Source organism: Nostoc sp. DedQUE05, from assembly GCF_034530955.1.
GTDB lineage: Bacteria > Cyanobacteriota > Cyanobacteriia > Cyanobacteriales > Nostocaceae > Nostoc.
This window is the reverse complement of the sequence record NZ_JAVRCB010000058.1, coordinates 27,572-46,107: the sequence shown is the minus strand read 5'-3', so window position 1 is coordinate 46,107 and position 18,536 is coordinate 27,572. Positions and strand designations below refer to the sequence as shown.

The 18,536-nt window shown below is 41.8% G+C and carries 13 protein-coding genes and 1 pseudogene; 9 read left to right on the top strand and 5 right to left on the bottom strand.

What is annotated here, in order from left to right; translation table 11 throughout:
• Positions 1–160 precede the first annotated feature (160 nt).
• The 3 genes from RMZ42_RS30705 to RMZ42_RS30695 all read right to left on the bottom strand — a co-directional run bounded on the left by RMZ42_RS30705 (position 161) and on the right by RMZ42_RS30695 (position 3,118).
• Positions 161–784 carry a Uma2 family endonuclease gene (locus tag RMZ42_RS30705; protein WP_322674971.1) on the bottom strand — a complete coding sequence of 208 codons (624 nt, stop codon included), beginning with the start codon at positions 782–784 and terminating at the stop codon, positions 161–163.
• Positions 785–865: 81 nt separating this feature from the next.
• Positions 866–1,684, bottom strand: coding sequence for a type 1 glutamine amidotransferase (locus tag RMZ42_RS30700; protein WP_322674974.1), 819 nt, complete (start codon positions 1,682–1,684; stop codon positions 866–868).
• 96 nt (positions 1,685–1,780) lie between these two features.
• Complete coding sequence (locus RMZ42_RS30695; protein ID WP_322674970.1) at positions 1,781–3,118, bottom strand: Mur ligase family protein; 1,338 nt, start codon at positions 3,116–3,118, stop codon at positions 1,781–1,783.
• 287 nt (positions 3,119–3,405) lie between these two features.
• Between RMZ42_RS30695 and RMZ42_RS30690 the strand changes: the two genes are divergently transcribed.
• The 4 genes from RMZ42_RS30690 (at position 3,406) to RMZ42_RS30675 (ending at position 5,437) form a co-directional block, all read left to right on the top strand.
• Positions 3,406–3,993, top strand: coding sequence for a thylakoid membrane photosystem I accumulation factor (locus RMZ42_RS30690; protein ID WP_322674969.1), 588 nt, complete (start codon positions 3,406–3,408; stop codon positions 3,991–3,993).
• A 177-nt stretch (positions 3,994–4,170) separates the two neighbouring features.
• Positions 4,171–4,779: a hypothetical protein gene (locus RMZ42_RS30685; protein ID WP_322674968.1), complete on the top strand. Its 609-nt coding sequence runs from the start codon at positions 4,171–4,173 to the stop codon at positions 4,777–4,779.
• 109 nt (positions 4,780–4,888) lie between these two features.
• Positions 4,889–5,098 carry a type II toxin-antitoxin system HicA family toxin gene (locus tag RMZ42_RS30680; protein ID WP_416211845.1) on the top strand — a complete coding sequence of 70 codons (210 nt, stop codon included), beginning with the start codon at positions 4,889–4,891 and terminating at the stop codon, positions 5,096–5,098.
• 114 nt (positions 5,099–5,212) lie between these two features.
• A complete protein-coding gene (locus RMZ42_RS30675) occupies positions 5,213–5,437 on the top strand; it encodes a type II toxin-antitoxin system HicB family antitoxin (protein ID WP_289796608.1) in 225 nt (74 codons plus the stop codon).
• Positions 5,438–5,576: 139 nt separating this feature from the next.
• Here the strand turns inward: RMZ42_RS30675 and murD are convergent, their stop codons facing one another.
• Positions 5,577–7,103 (bottom strand): UDP-N-acetylmuramoyl-L-alanine--D-glutamate ligase, encoded by a 1,527-nt coding sequence (murD, locus tag RMZ42_RS30670; protein ID WP_322674967.1) that lies wholly within the window; start codon positions 7,101–7,103, stop codon positions 5,577–5,579.
• 82 nt (positions 7,104–7,185) lie between these two features.
• A complete protein-coding gene (gene glyS, locus RMZ42_RS30665) occupies positions 7,186–9,336 on the bottom strand; it encodes a glycine--tRNA ligase subunit beta (RefSeq protein ID WP_322674966.1) in 2,151 nt (716 codons plus the stop codon).
• Between the two features lie 491 nt (positions 9,337–9,827).
• Here glyS and RMZ42_RS30660 point away from each other — a divergent pair, with 491 nt between their 5' ends.
• From RMZ42_RS30660 to RMZ42_RS30640, 5 genes and pseudogenes are all read left to right on the top strand, one after another.
• Positions 9,828–10,433 carry a PEP-CTERM sorting domain-containing protein gene (locus RMZ42_RS30660; RefSeq protein WP_322674965.1) on the top strand — a complete coding sequence of 202 codons (606 nt, stop codon included), beginning with the start codon at positions 9,828–9,830 and terminating at the stop codon, positions 10,431–10,433.
• 739 nt (positions 10,434–11,172) lie between these two features.
• Positions 11,173–12,462 carry a glycosyltransferase family 4 protein gene (locus RMZ42_RS30655; RefSeq protein WP_322674964.1) on the top strand — a complete coding sequence of 430 codons (1,290 nt, stop codon included), beginning with the start codon at positions 11,173–11,175 and terminating at the stop codon, positions 12,460–12,462.
• 498 nt (positions 12,463–12,960) lie between these two features.
• Positions 12,961–13,071 (top strand): annotated as a pseudogene (locus tag RMZ42_RS30650) (hypothetical protein); the annotation flags it as partial.
• A gap of 390 nt (positions 13,072–13,461) precedes the next feature.
• A complete protein-coding gene (locus tag RMZ42_RS30645) occupies positions 13,462–15,084 on the top strand; it encodes an efflux RND transporter periplasmic adaptor subunit (protein ID WP_322674963.1) in 1,623 nt (540 codons plus the stop codon).
• Positions 15,085–15,313: 229 nt separating this feature from the next.
• Entirely contained in the window at positions 15,314–18,505 is a 3,192-nt protein-coding gene (locus RMZ42_RS30640) for an efflux RND transporter permease subunit (RefSeq protein WP_322674962.1), read from the top strand.
• Positions 18,506–18,536: the final 31 nt, after the last annotated feature.

Genomic DNA, 18,536 nt, shown 5'->3' with positions numbered 1-18,536 from the left:
GTCTTTGATACTCGCCGATGAGTCTTTGATACTCGCGGACGAGTCTTTGATACTCACCGATGAGTCTTTGATACTCGCCGATGAGTCTTTGATACTCGCCGATGAGTCTTTGATACTCGCGGACGAGTCTTTGATACTCTTTTACTTTTTTAGCCCTTGTTTACGCGACTTCTCCAGCCCGAAAAATCTGTTCAGCAGTTAAATTCAACTCTGGGAACGCTGGCGACTGAATATGGTCATTTCCCCTAAATTGTCTAACCTGATACTCACCTTCAATTAGTTGGTAAATCGAGATAGTTGGTTGTTTAGGATTGCCAATAAACCGCCTACCACCTAAACCTAGATAATCTACAATCCAATATTCAGGAATACCCAAAGATTCGTAATCTTCTAACTTCAAAGCATAATCATCACTCCAGTTGGTTGAAACAACTTCTACAACCAACTTGACGGAACTACCCCGCGTAATGATAGATTCTTTTTGACAACGAGGCTCATCCATAACAGCTTGTCTATCAAGAACGATTACATCTGGTTCATAACCTGAATCAGTGTTAATTGACTTGATAAGGCATTCTTTAGGGATAAACCAAGGGATGGACAAACGAGTGATTTCAATAAACAAAGAACCATTGATAAACCCGGCTATCTCTGAGTGTTTCCCTGTTGGCTTAGGCATTTCAACAATTACCCCATCATGTAGTTCATAATGCCTGTCTGAAGATTCGGGATACCAGGCGATAAATTCATCAAATGTTACTTGTTTGGCTAAGGCTTGAGTCATACTTTGCCCTCTTTATGTCAAATTTGACCCCTCTCCAAACCTCTCCCCGACACGGAGAGAGGCTTAATCAGCGAACTGAGGTTAAACTTTCGCCGCCGCAGCACTTGGTAAACTCACTTTCAATCGCTTAAACATCGCTTCTCGTGCTTGTGTAGCGAGGCTATCGTCAAAAGGTTTTAAGGTAATTTCCTGTTGATACTTTAGCCGCAGCGCTGTTTGAATTAACCAATCTGCAACAAAAGGATTTTTCGGTAACAAAGGGCCGTGAGAATAAGTAGCGATCGCATTCTGATAAAATGCTCCTTCTGTCCCATCTTCACCATTATTTCCCAAACCGTATACCACACGTCCCAAAGCTTCCACTTTTCCCAGCTTGGTACGTCCGCCGTGATTTTCAAAGCCTACCAAATAAGGTGTGCTACCCGTCATCTCTTTTAAATCTTGCGCCAGACGTGAGGCTGTCACTTCAATTACCAAGTTGCCAATACAGCGCTTAGTATTTTCACCAGGATGCACAGAAACTAAATCGAGTATTCCCAAACCTTCAATCCGTTGCCCCAAACCTGGTTCATAATAATGTCCGAGTAATTGGGGGGAACCACAAGTAAATACTCCTGGTGTGCCATTTTCGATTTTCTCGCGCATTGCGTCAGCTTTTGCACCTTGCAAATCACGCATGACTATTTCTTGCTGACGGTCTTGTGCGCCACCACCCACGATTACATCTACAGTTTTAATATCTGCGGCTGTGGAATTTTGATCCAGGGGTAACACTTTAACATCGTATCCCCGCCACTCGGCGCGACGTTCTATAGTAATTACATTACCGCGATCGCCATAAGTACTCATCAGCGTCGGGTACAACCAACCAATTGTTAATTCCAAATTTTGAGAACTCACATTCATAATTCGTAATTCGTAATTCGTAATTCGTAATTGGATTAGGTGTTGGGAACTGGGTAATGGGAAAAATTTCTCTCATTCCCACTACCAAATTTACAGAATTTTCCGACCAGTCAGAACTTCTCGCACTTCTAGCATGGCTGAGTAGGTAGGTAAAATATGCAGAGTTTCATTCTCTGGTGTATGCTCTAATGCAGTAGCGATCGCTTGTCGCAAATCTTCTTCGACTATTAAATTTAAGTTACTCTCAGGGTGCTTTTGGCTGTAACGTAAACGTAGTGCCATATCGTAGACGCGATCGCCACTCACTACTAAAGTCCCGCCGCGTTCGACTAGTTTCTCGGTATCCACGTCCCAAATCCAGGATACATCAGTGCCATCGGGCGTGCGATCGTTCAATACCAGCAGTGTGGTTTTATCTGTGCTTTGAGTAACTACGCGAATGGTTTCATTGGTTCCTACAGGATTTTTTGATAACAATATTCGCACTCGTTTACCGTTAATTACTAAATCTTCAGCCCGACCAAAAGCAGCTTGGAAGTTGTTAATAGTATCTCTGATTGTTGCTTCATCAATTCCTAATTCAATAGCCGCAGTTGCAGCCGCCAAAGTATTATATTTATTGTACAAACCAACCAGAATTTGCGACCATTCACTACTTTCCAAAGTCGGTTTACTTTTACTAAAACCACACTTGGGACAAGTAAAATCTCCCAAATGAGACAAATAAACACCCTTGTAATCTAGGGAATGTCCACATTTTGGACAATAAATAGAATCAACAGCATGAGGAATTGCTTCTAAATAATGTTCTGGTTCATTCAAGCCAAAGAATAACACCCGTTGAGGTAGCTGTTGACCGAGGTTAGATAAAGTTGGGTCATCAGCATTAGGAATTACCACCGTTTCTACTGGTAGGGTAGAAATAACTTTTGTCCAACGCTTACTAATTGTATCTACTTCGCCGTACCTATCGAGTTGGTCGCGGAACAAGTTTAAACAGAGAATGATTCGCGGCTGGAGTGGCGCTAATACTTTCGGTACAATATTTTCGTCAACTTCTAAAATGGCGTAATCAGTATTTAGCGTACCTAGTAAGTTGGTGCTTTCCAACAGCGCTGTCATCAGGCCATTTTCTAGATTTGCACCTGTAGAATTATGAGTGACACGAAAACCCTTGCGTTCTAGGATTGTGCATAAAAGCAGCGCTGTAGTGGTTTTGCCGTTAGTACCAGCAATTAAAATCACTCCGTTTTTAACTTGCTGACTCAATAATTGTAAAAGTCTGGGTTCAATGCGACGAGCAATCGAGCCTGGTAATACACTAGCAGCACCCAGACGGAGCGATCGCACTATAAAGGTCACACTCTTTGCCACTGACACCGCGAAACCCAATCGCAGTCTATCTATGAATTGTATTTTGTTTGCCACATCTGTACCCTAGTCTTCTGGCGGTTGTTAATTAAAAGTGCAAATTTAATCTTGTGAGTTTAGCGAATCCTGGCTAAAAAAGCCAGTATTCGCAATTTTAGATTTTGGATTGTTGCGCTACTTTACCTCTGTTTTGACTTCTGCGTAGCGATACCAGCCACTTGCGAGAGATAATCTCAGTAGGCGTTATCTTAAAAAATAGTGCGTGGGCGTAATTACATATCCAGCCCAGTTGGTCAAATTCAGCACAAACTCACAACAAGTAGTAGCTTGCAAGGTTCCTTTTGATGAATAGCACAAAGTTTCTTTTTTTACATAAACAAATTACTGGCTGGCAAAGGTGGTTGTCCAAATGCCTGTTGTTGCTTGTAAGTCTTTTCATTATAAATATGCAACCTGCATCTGCTGGTCTGAATAATGATTTATATGATGGCAACATCTTTGTCGTTTATGCTGGCAATGGTTCATTGGTTCCTCCCAGACAGACACTAGCACAGACTTTAGCGGAACATAAACCCGTATTTTTGGCTTTTTATCTGGATGATAGTAGCGATTCCAAAAGATATGCCATTTCCATTTCACGGGTACAGGAATTCTACGGTCGGGTAGCAGAGATTATGCCGATTAATGTAGATACTATCCCGCAGAAAGAGACCTACGACCCAACTGAACCAGGATATTACTATGCTGGAAGCGTTCCTCAAGTAGTGGTGTTAAATAAGTCAGGTGAAGTAGTTTTGAATAAAAAGGGTCAAGTACCTTTTGAAGATATAGACGATGAATTTCGTAAAATCTTTGATTTATTACCACGCACTGAAACAGCACAGCTAAAGCGGCGAGCTTTTAACGAGTTTAGTAGTGAGTTAGCTAAGTAACCTATGGGGTAGACCAAATTGGTCTGCCCTAATTTTTAGTTATATCTGTTACTACATTGCCGCCGATGTCAAAGCATAATGATTAGAAAGTTAATCTATAGTCTATAAGTCCGTAACAACTGACTAATGACTAATGACTAATGACCAATGACCAATGACTAAATAGAGTGTATTCTGATGTCAAAGGTTTACACCACTCAGGAACTAATTCAAATTTTGGCAGCCGAACGCCAAGCTTGCCTGAAAGGAAAACGCTTAAAGTTAGAAATAAAAGTCTCTGGCAATCCTGTAATTGACCAGTTTATCAGAACTGATGGGTTGCAACAGTTTACTGCCTATCAAGATTTCAAAACTGCAATTCACGACTATCAGAGAGAAAATCGAGTTTCTGGTATTATTTGGCGGGAAATGACAGTTAAAGGAAAAAACTTGCATTATCCCGAAATAGATAGTGAGTTAATTGCCCTCAATGGTGACTTAGAGATATTAAAAGCCGCTAAAAATTCCATCGTAGAATTTTGGTATGAAGTCTCTATGGGGATGGATTTATATTTGAGTTTCAATAATAGTAAACAATACCAACAAATTGTCACCTCTGATGTAGAGAGAATTGTTCAGAGAACAGAGTGGGCAAGTTTATGTAAGTGGGAAAATTCTAGCTTTTTGGAAATGATTTTGCAGCTAGGATGGGGTAAACCAGAAGAAGCTTATTATAAACGAGGAAGACCGCGATCGGGTAGTGAATATATTCATGCAGTCAATCCCGGAAATCGCCCTATTGGTTGATTGATGTGTTGGGTAGGAATACTAAAACCCATGACAAAATGACGGACAGAATTGCGACATAATTGTGTTTACTTTGCTTTCTCAATAAGGCACTCTATCTGTAACAGAAATTTTACCTGTACAGATAAGTAGTAACAAGAAAGTACGTAATGTAATCAAGCGACTGGAAGCTGATGGTTGGTATCTTGATAGAACTAAAGGTAGTCATCGACAGTTCAAACATCCTGATAAACCCGGTGTGGTTACAGTTCCAGGTAAATTGTCTAACGACTTAGCCCCTGGTACTCTCAGTAGTATTTGGAGGCAAGCACAGTTATAGCAAGGGACTGGGGACTGGTGACTGGGGATTGGGGGAAAAGTCTTGTTGTGTCTAAGTTTTATCATCTGTTAATGTCCTAACCACCAAGGCTTGTGCTATATAAGGAGAACCGCAATGCAGTATGTAGTGGTGATTGAAAAGGCTGAAGGTAATTACTCTGCTTATGTCCCTGATTTACCAGGTTGTGTCGCTGTGGGTGAAACTTTAGAAGAAGTCAAGCAGATGATTGCAGAAGCTATTGAATTTCATATTGAAGGGATGCTAGAAGATGGTTTACCTATTCCTAAACCTACAAGCATCGCTCATGAGGTTGAAGTTGCAAACTATAGCAAAATCTAATTATAGAAAACTACTAAATTAGTACCAAATAATCTTTCTAATATTTTGTCAAATTAGTTTTGAGAGTTTGTAGTAAGGACTTTAGTGCTTAGAAAACAAGGACTAAAGTCCTTACTACGAACTTGTAAACAAACAATGCTTATCGACCTTGAACTATGGACTCTTGACTAGAGTTTTCAAGTTCTGGAAGTTCTACTCTAGCGGGTTTCCAACCACCTGCCCAAGCAAGGCATAGATGACGGAAGCGATCGCCCCGCACCTCAAAATTTGGGTACTGGTCGAAACTCGCACAAGCCGGAGATAGCAACACCACAGGCGCTTGATACTGCTTGGCTAATTCTGCCGACTTGGGAATTGCCCTGTCCATAGTTTCCACAATATGGTAGTTATGATACCCCACCTCTCGGAGACGTTTGGCAAATGCAGGTGCAGCCGAACCAATCAATAACACAGCAGCAGCTTTGGTTTGAATTTGTGCTAGCCAAGCAGTATCATCACCTGCTTTAGCTTCTCCACCAGCAATTAAAATCGCTGGACTGTTAACAGATGCTAAACCTACTTCAGCCGCATCGTAATTAGTAGCTTTGCTATCGTTAATGAAATCAATACCTTCCCATGTGCAGATATGCTCCAAACGATGGGCAACACCAGGAAATTCCCGAACTGCAAGTGCGATCGCATCACGATTAATTCCCGCTAATCTTGCTGTTGCTACTGCCATCAACAGATTTTGCTGGTTATGTTCTCCCACCATTCGCAAACTAGATACTTTCACAATCGGTTCTGGAGCCGAGGTTGCAGTCAATTTTTCCACAACCCAGCCGTCTTCGATGTAAAAGCCTTTTTCGCTAATCAGAAAATCTTTTCCTCTGACACTTGTCCAATAGGCATCAGGCCAAGCACTTAAACCTAACTGGCTCAAGTACGCATCATCGCCATTGAACACTTGCAACTCGGACTGACGCAATAGCTTGGCTTTGATGTTGTAATAGTTCTCTAAAGTCTTATGGCGACTAAGATGATCCGGTGTAAAAGTCGTCCAAACACCGATCCGGGGAGCAAGAGAACTCGAAGATTCTATTTGATAGCTGCTAACTTCCGCAATCACCCAATCAACATGATTTTGAATTTTAGATTTTGGATTTTGGATTGAAGTTACCCCACCTCTTTCCCGATCCCTCTGTCCCCTGTCCCCTGTCCCCTGTCCCCTATTAGATAGGGCAACTTCACAAGCGGCGTAGCCAATATTACCGCAGGCGGGTGCATTTAATTCTGCTGCTTGGAAAATGGCAGCAATTAAAGCTGTGGTAGTAGTTTTGCCATTAGTGCCAGTAATTCCTACCCAAGGTAGTGATTGTAAATTTCGCCATGCGAGTTCCATTTCGCCAATGGTTTCAATACCTAATTGGCGTGCCTCAACTAATACGGGAATATCCCAAGGCACGCCAGGACTAACGACTATTAATTGCGGTAAATTAGCACCATTCAATTCTAGGGATTGTCCTAGTTTAACGGTTATTTGCTCGGCAGCGAGTTCTTGTTGTTGTTCTAGGAGGGTTTCGGAGGTGTTGCGATCGCTCAGCTCTACCTCCCAACCTTCCCGTTTCAACAATCTCGCCGCAGCAACACCGGACTTTCCCAATCCAATAACATGAGCTTTGGACATAGATTGCAGCAGAGTCCCTGGTTAAGCACTCCCTATAGTAGCCTTTCTTGGCAAAAATTACACAAGTTTTTGTTGACCTACGCTACAGATTTTTGACGATCGCACCGAAGTCAGCTAAAACACGGGCATGATTGCGAACTAATCCGAGCAGATGTAACCGATTACGCTTGATTTCTGGATCGGAGTCCATAACTAAAACGCTATCTGGCCCATCAAAGAAGTTACTAACTGCTGGAGCAATTTTTGTGAGTGCTGCTACTAATAGTTGATAATTTCGTGTCTGCTGTGCTGCTTGAGTTTGTGGTACTGATTCGATTAGTGCATTATACAAAGCGTCTTCAGAGGGCTTTTGGAATAATTCTTGACGAACTACGGTTGTCGGTTCTAGCTGTTTTGTATCCAAATCACCTTGAGCGGCTAATCGTGTGGAACGGTTAACGGTTTCGTAGATGTTATCTAAGGTACTGTCGTTGCGGATTTGTTGTAAGTACAAGGCGCGATCGCGGACATCCAATAAATCTTTTAACGTTCGTTCTGTGTATTCTGGATCGTTTTCTCCTAAAACTGCATTTACTAAGTCGTAATCAATCTGTTTTTCTTCTTGTAATAAAGTGCGGATGCGTTGCAAGAAAAACTCTTGTAACGCTGTGGTTAATGATGCCTGGTCTTTATGATATTTTGCTGCAAAGTCTATCGATATTTGCTTCAACAAATCATCTAAATTTATTGGCAAATTATCAAACCAAACAATTTTAACTACAGCATTAGCCGCACGGCGTAAGGCGAAGGGATCGGATGAACCGGAAGGAATTAAACCTAAACCAAAGATACTCACTAAAGTATCTAATCTATCTGCCAAACCAACAATTTTACCCGTGAGTGTTTCCGGTAAAACATCACCGGCTCCCTTTGGCAAATAATGTTGATAAATTGCCTTTGCTACTTCGGCATCTTCATCACTGGCTAAGGCATATTTTTCTCCCATAATGCCTTGCAATTCGGGGAATTCATACACCATTTGAGTGACTAAATCTGCTTTACATAATAAAGCAGCACGTTGGATTCTTTGGCTTTGACTTTCCGCTAATTCTAATTGGCTGCTAATTTGCTCGGCGATTTTAACTATTCTATCTACCTTGGCACGCACCGAACCCAATTCTTCTTGGAAGGTGACTTTTTCCAATTGCGGTAAAAAGCTTTCTAATGGTTTAGTTAAATCAGCTTCGTAGAAAAATCTCCCATCAGCTAATCTGGCACGAATTACCCTTTCATTTCCGACGGCAACAATATCTGATTTTTTGGGATCGGCGTTAGAAATGGTGATGAAGTTGGGCAATAATTCTTGCTCAAAACTCCCTGGTTTGAATACAGGAAAATAACGTTGATGAGTAACCATGACTTCAGTAATTACCTCAGTTGGTAATTCCAAAAATTCTGGTTCAAATTTACCAACAACTGCGGAAGGATATTCTACAAGGTTGGTTACTTCCGCTAACAAATTGGGGTAAATTACTGTATACCCGCCTAAATTCTCTGCAACTGCATTTACTTGCTCTTTAATCAGATTTACCCGTTCTTCTGGGTCAACGGTGACAAATGCAGATTTGAGGGCGGTAACATAATCAGTAGCCTGGGCAATTGTCACAGGTTCGGGATGCAAAACCCGATGACCTTGAGAAATGCGATCGCTCTGGATCGTTTTAGAACCATTCACTAATTCTAAAGGCAATACCGTCTCATTTAACAAAGCTACCAACCAACGAATCGGTCGGGAAAACCTGGCATCCCCATTTCCCCAACGCATCAACCGCTTACCTTCCAAACCCCAAATCCACTGGGGAACAAGTTCTGTCAAAATTTCCGCCACAGGACGACCGGGAATTCTTTTTTGCACAAATACAAATTCCCCTTTGTCAGTGGGGCGAACTGACAGCGCATCCAGTTCCACACCTTGCTTTTTGGCAAAGCCTGCTGCTGCTGCTGTCGGCTGACCATCTTTAAAGGCGGCTTGGGCGGGGGGCCCTTTAATTTCTTCTTCTCGGTCTGGTTGCTGCGATGGTAGACCTGTAATCAATACCGCCAGCCGCCGGGGAGTACCGTACACCTGGACATCGCCCTTGAGGCTGTTTGCTTCCAGGCTTTGGGGAATGCGTTCCTGCCATTGCACTAAAGCATCACTGAGAAAACTTGCAGGTAGTTCTTCTGTACCAACTTCTAATAGAAACCCAGGCATATAACACTGTTTTCAACTTTGCGTAGCTCAACTTTATCAGTTATTCTCAGGCGATCGCTCGTGATTTTTAGCTGAATCGGTCATCGAAGAGAATAAAGGGAAAACCCCATAGTTAACAATTCTAAATTCAACCAACATTAAAGATATTTTGTCTGCGGCACGCTATGCAAATAGACGAGGATTTTAACCCTTACTGTTAGAAGACCCCCCAGACTAACTGGGCTACGTAAAAACGCAGGGATTTCAAACCCTTTAATTTCGATAAATGAGGAATGGAAGTTAAGCTACGGTAGATTGCATACAAAGGAGCGTAGACGCAGAAGAGTTTGTCGTCAGACATCACTATAGACTTGACATTTTATGCAAAACTTTATAAACCAAGTGCTTCTCTTCATAGATTCATTACATTACATACCGTATTTTATGCGGTATTTACGGATATATATTTCTATCGTAAGCTTAGTCTTGATTGATGCATTGATATATGCATCATGAGAATCAATTTTGGAGTTATGACCATGAAAAATATTCTCGCCCAAATTACTGCGATCGCAGCAACCAGTGTTGCGATCGCTACTAGTGCTAACAACCCAGTCCAAGCTATTGAATTAAACTTTAATTGGCAAGGTAATGCTGGTTACTCAGCAACAGGTTCATTTAGCTACGACGAAACTACAGCACCAACAATCATTTCAGAACTTGGTAGTGGAGCCACCAACTTTTTACAATCTTTGAATGTCTCCTTCTTAGACCCATCTAAAAATCTTCTGGGAACCTATAACACTGTAAGTGGTGGAGTATCAGAATCTAACTTCTTCGCTTTCAATTTTAATACTTCCACTCAGACATTATTTGGCCCCTTTGATGTCGCCGGAGGAACGGGTGTAATTGGAGAATATTTCTTTCAAGGAACGGTTGGCGACTCTTTGCAATTACGTCAGGATGTCGATCAACAAGGAACGTCAACAATACTAGATCAAAATTCTGGCTTTATTCAAGTATCCAAAGTTCCAGAGCCTGCTTCTTTGTTGGGTTTGCTAGCATTTGCTGGTTTGGGTATAGCTTCAACTCTAAAGAAAAAGCAAGCCTTTTACTAGAAATTAGGGCTTTCTAGTCAGAGCTTGCCAAATTTACTGAATCTCTATTCTAGCCCTACTAGTTCAGTTAACTAGTAGGGTTATCATATAACCTCATTAGAAATATGCGTGAAATTAATTTTACTTTTACCTTAGCATTTATTACTCAGCACTCAACACTGTTTTAATCAGCGCCTTTGAACTACTCAAAAAGTGGGATTCTCCTCAATTAATACAATACTGGTGACTTGGTTAAAAATACTTCATGTGCCAGTTGAAAAGGCGGAATGAGGGTTATATGCATAACAGTGAATATAATGTTACAATTCCTCCAGTGTAAATTTAGGCATTGGTTCGTAAATAAAGAGACCAGCTCTTGTCATAATCATCAGAAAATAAAGTCTATATTTATCAATAATCTTACCTGTTTATACAAAGTCATATTTTGATTTTTAAGTGTTTTATGCCTGACAAAAATTATCTTTTGAAAACTATAAAGAAAATTTATAAGCAATGTTTAACACCTTTTTTTTAATTAAACAATTTAACCAGTCAAAATACAGCATTTGTAAATAAATGAGGTAAGAAAAAACAGAGAGAAAAACCAGATATAAACAGTTTCTACCTCTGCTTCCTGCCTCTAAACCTATAGCTTTATGCAAAAGAAAACGTTGTAAGCAATAAAAATAGCAGCCCCTACTGGCTATTAATAAGTAATTTGCTCGTCTCATGCTGTATTCACAAAATTCACAAATAGTTCATGCATATTCTGATTTATTCCTACAACTATCATCCAGAGCCAATTGGAATTGCTCCGTTAATGACTGAATTGGCAGAAGGGTTAGTAAAGCGAGGTCATAAAGTGCGAGTGATTACGGGAATGCCCAACTATCCTCAGCGCGAAATTTACGATGGGTATCAAAATAAATGGTATCTTACGGAACAAAAAAATGGCGTCACAATTGCGCGAAGTTACGTGCGAATTAAGTCTAAACCTAACCTCGTAGATCGCCTGTTACTGGAGTTGAGCTTTGTTTTCACAAGCTTACCCCAAGCCTTTAAAGGTGGGCGACCAGATGTGATTATCTTAACAGTCCCACCGCTACTAGGTACGTTGCCAGCAACAACATTGGGCTGGTTATACAACTGCCCAGTAGTTCTAAATGTGCAAGATATTTTACCAGAAGCTGCTGTGCGTATCGGGCTATTAAAAAACAAGTGGATGATCCGAACTCTTGCAGCTTTAGAGAAATTTGCATATCGGACTGCACACACTATTAGTGTAATCGCTGATGGGTTTCGTGAGAATTTAGTAAATAAGGGAGTACCTGTTAATAAAATCGTTTGTATTCCCAATTGGGTAAATGTAAATTTCATTCGCCCATTACCGAAACAGAGCAACTCTTGGATATCTAACCACCAATTAGATGGGAAATTTGTAGTACTTTATTCAGGCAACATTGCTCTAACGCAAGGTTTAGAGACAGTAATCGAAGCAGCCGTTTGTTTACGTCATATCAAAGATATTGTCTTTGTCATTGTTGGCGAATCAAGAGCATTGCAAAGATTGCAGGAATATTGTTTATCAAAGGGAGCAGATAATGTTTTGCTACTACCATTACAGCCGCGAGAAAAACTACCTGAAATGCTAGCGGCTTCTGATGTTGGGCTAATTGTGCAAAAGCACAATGTGATTTCGTTCAATATGCCTTCAAAAATACCGCTTTTGTTGGCGAGTGGTCGCCCAATTGTGGGTTCAGTTCCCGCCACTGGTACTGCTGCTAAAGCCATCGAACTCAGTGGTGGTGGGATAGTTGTTGAACCAGAATCGCCCCAAGCAATGGCTGCTGCGGTGCGTAATTTATATGCTAATCCGGCTCTAATGACGAAGCTAGGTAACACAGGAAGACAATTTGCCGAAGAAAACTATTCTTTAGAGCAAGCGCTCGATCGGTATGAGTGGCTTTTTTCTCATATTGTTACCAACCGAAAATCAACTGTGGGGATTTTACCAAAATTCGATTCTAAGAAATCAGTTGTGGATGGTTGAAGGGGATTGAGGATTTCTCACTCGTTAGCTACACAAATAAAACCCCGATTGGAATAAATTAAATCACCCATTCGGGTGATTTAAAGATCAACCGGTCAGGTGAACTAACTGTAGGAAGTTGAGACTGCTCAAAAATAGGAATCTAGAGAACACTAATTGATTGCACGTCGTTCTCGGTGAGGATAACTTGATGATTAATAAAGCTGAATTAATCAGCGTAGGCGTAGCCCGCTGTACCTATAGGGGGAAGCAAGCTAGGCGTTGGCAAAGCCTCTCGTAAAGAAGTGTCTTCTAGAGAAGGCATCGCCCCAGACTTTTTTCTTCCCTAAGATCAGTATTCAGTACTACTCAAGAGGGATAAACTCATCTATAAATAATACTAATCTCGTTTGCTATGTGGTTATAATGCAAGCAAGCGCTTGCAAACACTCATAGAAAACATTACCATCAAGTACGGCACAAACTTATGCACCCTTGATCTAATCAGCAACTAAGGTATTTGCAACGACAGGTTTAATCACAGCGACAACGCAAGAAATTACTCGTGTTGCTGCGGTCAATGAGGTAACTTTATTTCGTCATTTCCATAACTACAAAAGCAACTACTAACTTGCTCTAATTACCAAAACGATGCCTTCTCTACGAGACGCACTCGCGTTCGGCGGGCTACGCCTACGCTTTACAGGCAGAAGCTTTAGCTGCAACAACATCAAGCGTGCTTTAGCTTAGAGAGAAAGCACTGTGTTTATACTGACTACCAAAAAACTATAAATTACACTTTAAGAAATTGAACGGAGTTAAGTAATGTACAAATCAACCATAATGTGCTGAACAAAATTCCTTGATTTTAGGTGCTAGACATCGTGAGCGATCGCCCAAATACCCAAACATATTTTTCACCAACATAGAGAAAAAAGGGCTAAAAAACTATTCCAAATAATGCATTTTTAGCGAAAAGTAGATTGCCCAAGTCTAAATCCACAAGACGAGAAAACGAAGATGTCCCATTCTGAGTTCCCTGACTCTCCCTTACCCATTGAAATAGAACAGCCTGCTGTTACTGATTCTAGTCAAGAGTCGCAACAATTGCCAGAGCGATCGCCTAAGCCACCTCAAAAACGTCGTTGGCCGCTACTATTAGGAATCGTTTTATTAATTGCAGGTGTAGGTTTTGGTTGGCGCTGGTGGCAAACTAGTAATGCTAGCAATGCACCTGCGGCTGGGGCAAATGCCGGTCAACCTAGAGCAGTTCCAGTCAAGCTAGCGACAGTGAAAACTGAAACCGTTCAAGACAGTTCGGAGTTTATTGGCTCCTTAGAAGCTCCACGTTCAGTAATCATCAAGCCACAGGTTGAAGGGCGAATTACCGAGATTTTCATCCAAGAGGGCAACCGCGTTCAACAAGGACAAGTCATTATCAGTCTGCAAAGTGATAATGTCCAAGCTCAATTATTACAAGCTAGAGGCACACTGCAAGAAGCCCAAGCAAAGCTTGCTGAACTTCAAGCGGGTACGCGACAAGAAGAAATTGCCCAAGCCAGAGCGCAGTTAGCTCAAGCCCAAGCTCGCTTTAGAGATGCTCAATCGGGATCGCAACCAGAAGAAATTGCTCAGGCTGAGGCTCAAATTCAGTCAGCTAAATCTGATGTGGAACTAGCACAGTCACGCGCCAAACGATATGCACAATTGAGAAAAGAGGGCGCAGTTTCCCAAGATACCTTAGAAGGATATGTCAAAGAACAGCAAAGTGCTGAAGCTGCTCTAGTCGTAGCCCAGAAACGCCTAGACCAACTCCGCCAAAGCAGAAGATCGAGTATCAACGAGCTAGGTGGTGCTTTGGAACAACAAAAACAAAACTTAAGGCAACTAGAAAATGGTTCCCGCCCAGAAGAAATTGCCCAAGCGCGATCGCAAGTAACTCAAGCAGCTGCCCAAGTTCAAGCGGCCCAAGTCCAATTGCAATACACAAAAGTTCTAGCACCTTTCACTGGCATTGTTGGTGATATTCCAGCAAAAGTGGGAGATTATGTGCAAAAAGCCGATCAACTCACTACACTAACTAGAAACGACTCTTTAGAACTGAATATTTCCGTTCCCGTAGCCGAAGCCAGAAAGTTGCGCTTGGGTTTACCTGTGCAAATGCTGGATGTCCAAGACAAACCCATAGCAAGGGGTAAGATCAGTTTTATCTCCCCAAATGCTAGTTCCGATTCGCAGACAGTTTTGGTAAAAGCCAACTTTGGCAATTCGAGAAATCGACTGCTTAATCTTCAATCAGTGCAAACCAAAGTGATCTGGACCGAACGTCCGGGAATCTTAATTCCAGTTACAGCAGTATCTCGCTTGGGTGGAGAGACTTTTGTATTTGTAGCTGAAGCGCCAACAGAAAAGAACGCTGAACCAACAGAAAAAAAAGCTGAAGCACCAGCAGAAAAGAAAGCTGGAGCGCCATCTTTAGTTGCTCAACAAAAACCTGTGAAATTGGGAGTTATTGAGGGGAATAATTATCAAGTTATCGAAGGACTAAAAGCTGGAGACAAAATTGTTGTTTCCGGTATTCTCAACCTAACTAATGGCGCTCCCATTACTCCTGAAAAAGAAGTTGGTAGCCAGAAGCCTTAGCTGAAGAGGGACAGGGGGCAGGAGAGCAGGGGAGCAGGGGAGCAGGGGAGCAGGGGGCAGAGGAGCGGGGAGATGAGGGAGATGAGGGGACAAGGAGATAAACAAAACTCTTAACTCCTAACTCTTAACTCTTAACTCTTAACTCCTAACTCAGCACTCCTAACGCCCAATGCCCAATTCCCAATGTCCCATGCCAAATACCAAATACCCAAAGCCCAATTTTTAAACTATGTTTGTTGACTTCTTTATTAAGCGGCCAATTTTTGCGTCGGTATGTGCGATCGTCATCCTTTTAACAGGATTAATTAGTATTCCCTCACTACCGATCGCTAGATTCCCAGAAATTAGTCCCACCCAAATCACTGTAACTTCCAACTATAGCGGAGCTAGTGCAGAAGTCGTAGAAAGCGGAGTGACAAATATCTTAGAAAGGCAAATCAACGGGGTTGAGGGACTAAGATATCTCACTTCTAGCAGCAGTAACGATGGTACTAGTACCATTACAGCCACCTTCGATTCATCGCGTGATAAAGATATTGCAGCTGTGGATGTGCAAAATCGTGTATCTGTTGCCCAACCACAACTACCAGACTCGGTGCAACGCACAGGAGTACGAGTATCAAAGGAATCTAGTAACATCCTCTTAGCGATTGGTTTATTTGCTGAAAATAAAGAGTACGACAATACATTCTTAAGTAACTATGCCGACCTTTACTTAGCAGATGCCTTAAAAAGAGTCAAAGGTGTGAGCAACGTTCAAATTTTTGGCGAACGCCGCTATGCAATGCGCCTGTGGTTAGATCCAACTCGCCTTGCCAATCGGGGGCTAACAACTCAAGATGTAGCGAATGCTTTATCTGAACAAAACTTGCAAGTTGGTGCAGGGAGAATTGGACAAGAACCTGCTCCTGAAGGACAAAGGTATCAACTTGATGTGCGTGCTGCTAGCCGATTAGCAGAACCATCAGAATTTGAAGAAATTGTCCTCAAAACTGGAGATGATAACACATTAGTCAAGCTCAAAGATGTCGGTAGAGCAGAACTGGGTGCAGAAAACTACAGTTCATTTCTAAGATTTCGTGGTAACGATGCTGTCGGTTTAGGGATTTATCAGATTCCTGGTAGTAATGCCTTGGATGTAGCCAAGGGAGTCAAAGCCGAAATTGCGCGATTGGCTCCAAGTTTTCCCCCAGGCATGAAATATCAGGTAGCTTTTGACACAACCATGTTTGTCGAAGAGTCGATGGCAGAAGTGCTTAAGAGCCTGATTGAATCGGTGGTGCTAGTTGTAATTGTAATTTTTGTGTTTTTGCAAGACTGGCGAACTACCTTAATTCCGGCAATTACTATTCCGCTTTCCTTCATTGGGATATTTGGCTTCGTCAAAGTTTTTAACTTTTCAATTAATAGTTTGACTTTGTTTGGTCTGACTTTAGCATCAGGGATGGTGGTAGATGATGCGATCATTGTAGTAGAGCAAATCAGCCGCTTTATTCAGGATAGAGGTATAAATCCTCGCCGAGCCGCTAGTGAATCAATGGCGGAACTATTTGGCGCGGTGATTGCCACTTCACTAGTGTTGATGGCGGTATTTGTACCAGTGGCGTTCTTTCCGGGAACCACAGGCGCACTTTATCGGCAATTTGCGCTGACGATCGCTTTCTCCATTGCGATTTCGACTTTTTTGGCTTTGACTCTGATACCTTCTTTGTGTGGGGTGTTGTTGCGTCAAGGACAAAGACCTTCAGGCTGGCTAGGTTGGATTTTTGGCCAGATAAATCGCTTTCTTGACTGGGTACAGCATAGTTATAAGCGATCGCTTACCTTTCTAGCACGCATCAAAGGTATTGTAATTGGGTTGTTTATTGTTTCCTTGGGAATGACTGCTTGGCTGTACATGACAGTACCGACAGCTTTTCTACCCGATGAAGACGAAGGTTACTTTATCACAATTATCCAAGGGCCGCAAGGCGTATCGCTGCAATATACCAGCGATGTGATTGCACAGGTAGAAAAAGAAATTCTGCAAATTCCAGAAGTACTGGGGACTTTTGCGATCGGAGGATTTGGTTTTAGTGGTAGCACCGCCAATAGCGGCATCATCTTTACCACTTTAAAATCATGGGATGAGCGCTCAAAACCCGATCAATCGGTAAAGGCGATTATTGGCAGTTTGCAAGGGAAGTTGATGGCAATCCCAGAAGCCAGAGTGTTTCCTGTGAATCCGCCAGCAATTCAGGGTTTAGGCAACTTTGGCGGCTTCGTCTTTCAACTGCAAGACCGCAGAGGTAACAGTGGCTTAGAAAATTTGGTGCAATCGATGGGTAAGTTGCTAGGTAAAGCTAATCAAACACCAGGATTACAAGCTGTATTTAGTACCTTTGCCGCAGATACACCACAATTGCTTGTGGAAGTAAACCGCAATAAAGCCAAATCATTGCAAGTTTCCATAGATGATGTCTTCAGTACATTACAAACTGCTTTGGGATCGCAATATGTCAATGATTTCAATCTCCAGCAGCGCAATTATCGGGTGTATCTCCAGGCAGATCAACAGTATCGTTCCAACCCAAAAGATATTGGTAAACTATACGTTCGTTCTAAAAAGAATCAAATGATTCCTTTGAGTAACTTAGTTACAGTTACTCCGACTGTGGGAGCGCAAACGATAAATCACTACAATCTGTTCCGCTCAATTGAAATTAATGGTGCTGCCGCCCCTGGCTCTAGCTCTGGAGACGCAATTAAAGCAATGGAACAAGTTGCTAAAGAAGTTTTACCAGCAGGTTATGGCTACGAATGGTCAGGAACTGCATTAGAAGAAATAGATTCTGGTGGTTTAGCACCCCTGATCTTTGGATTAGGATTGGTATTTGTATTTTTGGTACTAGCTGCTCAATACGAAAACTACATTGACCCCTTTATCATTCTGTTATCAGTTCCCTTAGCTATTTTTGGAGCGCTTGTAGCTCAATCGTTACGGGGCTTTTCTAATGATGTTTACTGTCAAATTGGTCTAGTAATGTTGATTGGTTTAGCTAGTAAAAACGCTATTTTAATTGTGGAGTTTGCTAACCAATTGCGAGATCAAGGTCTTTCAATGACTAAAGCTGTAATTGAAGCTTCACAAGAACGGTTACGTCCAATTTTGATGACTGCTTTTGCTACTCTTCTAGGAATTTTTCCCTTGGCTAATTCCACGGGTGCCGGCGCAGGAAGTCGCCAATCTTTGGGAACAGCAGTATTTGGTGGGATGTTAATCGCTACTTTCTTGAGTTTGTTTGTCGTCCCAATTTTGTATATCGTCATTAAGACGATAACAGAGCGATTTATCAAACCAAATCGGCATCAAGAAATAACAGTTGAAGCTGCGTCATTGAATGGTAACACTGCTATATATTCAACAAAATCTGAGGATTGAGTATTTCTCGTTATCGATTGAAGCAAATCAA

Bases quoted from the DNA above. Each gene is read 5' to 3' on its own strand.
- RMZ42_RS30685 (WP_322674968.1), top strand. From the start codon at position 4,171: ATGTCAAAGGTTTACACCACTCAGGAACTAATTCAAATTTTGGCAGCC.
- murD (WP_322674967.1), bottom strand. From the start codon at position 7,103: ATGTCCAAAGCTCATGTTATTGGATTGGGAAAGTCCGGTGTTGCTGCG.
- RMZ42_RS30645 (WP_322674963.1), top strand. From the start codon at position 13,462: ATGTCCCATTCTGAGTTCCCTGACTCTCCCTTACCCATTGAAATAGAA.
- glyS (WP_322674966.1), bottom strand. From the start codon at position 9,336: ATGCCTGGGTTTCTATTAGAAGTTGGTACAGAAGAACTACCTGCAAGT.
- RMZ42_RS30640 (WP_322674962.1), top strand. From the start codon at position 15,314: ATGTTTGTTGACTTCTTTATTAAGCGGCCAATTTTTGCGTCGGTATGT.
- RMZ42_RS30655 (WP_322674964.1), top strand. From the start codon at position 11,173: ATGCATATTCTGATTTATTCCTACAACTATCATCCAGAGCCAATTGGA.
- RMZ42_RS30660 (WP_322674965.1), top strand. From the start codon at position 9,828: ATGAGAATCAATTTTGGAGTTATGACCATGAAAAATATTCTCGCCCAA.
- RMZ42_RS30690 (WP_322674969.1), top strand. From the start codon at position 3,406: ATGAATAGCACAAAGTTTCTTTTTTTACATAAACAAATTACTGGCTGG.
- RMZ42_RS30675 (WP_289796608.1), top strand. From the start codon at position 5,213: ATGCAGTATGTAGTGGTGATTGAAAAGGCTGAAGGTAATTACTCTGCT.
- RMZ42_RS30705 (WP_322674971.1), bottom strand. From the start codon at position 784: ATGACTCAAGCCTTAGCCAAACAAGTAACATTTGATGAATTTATCGCC.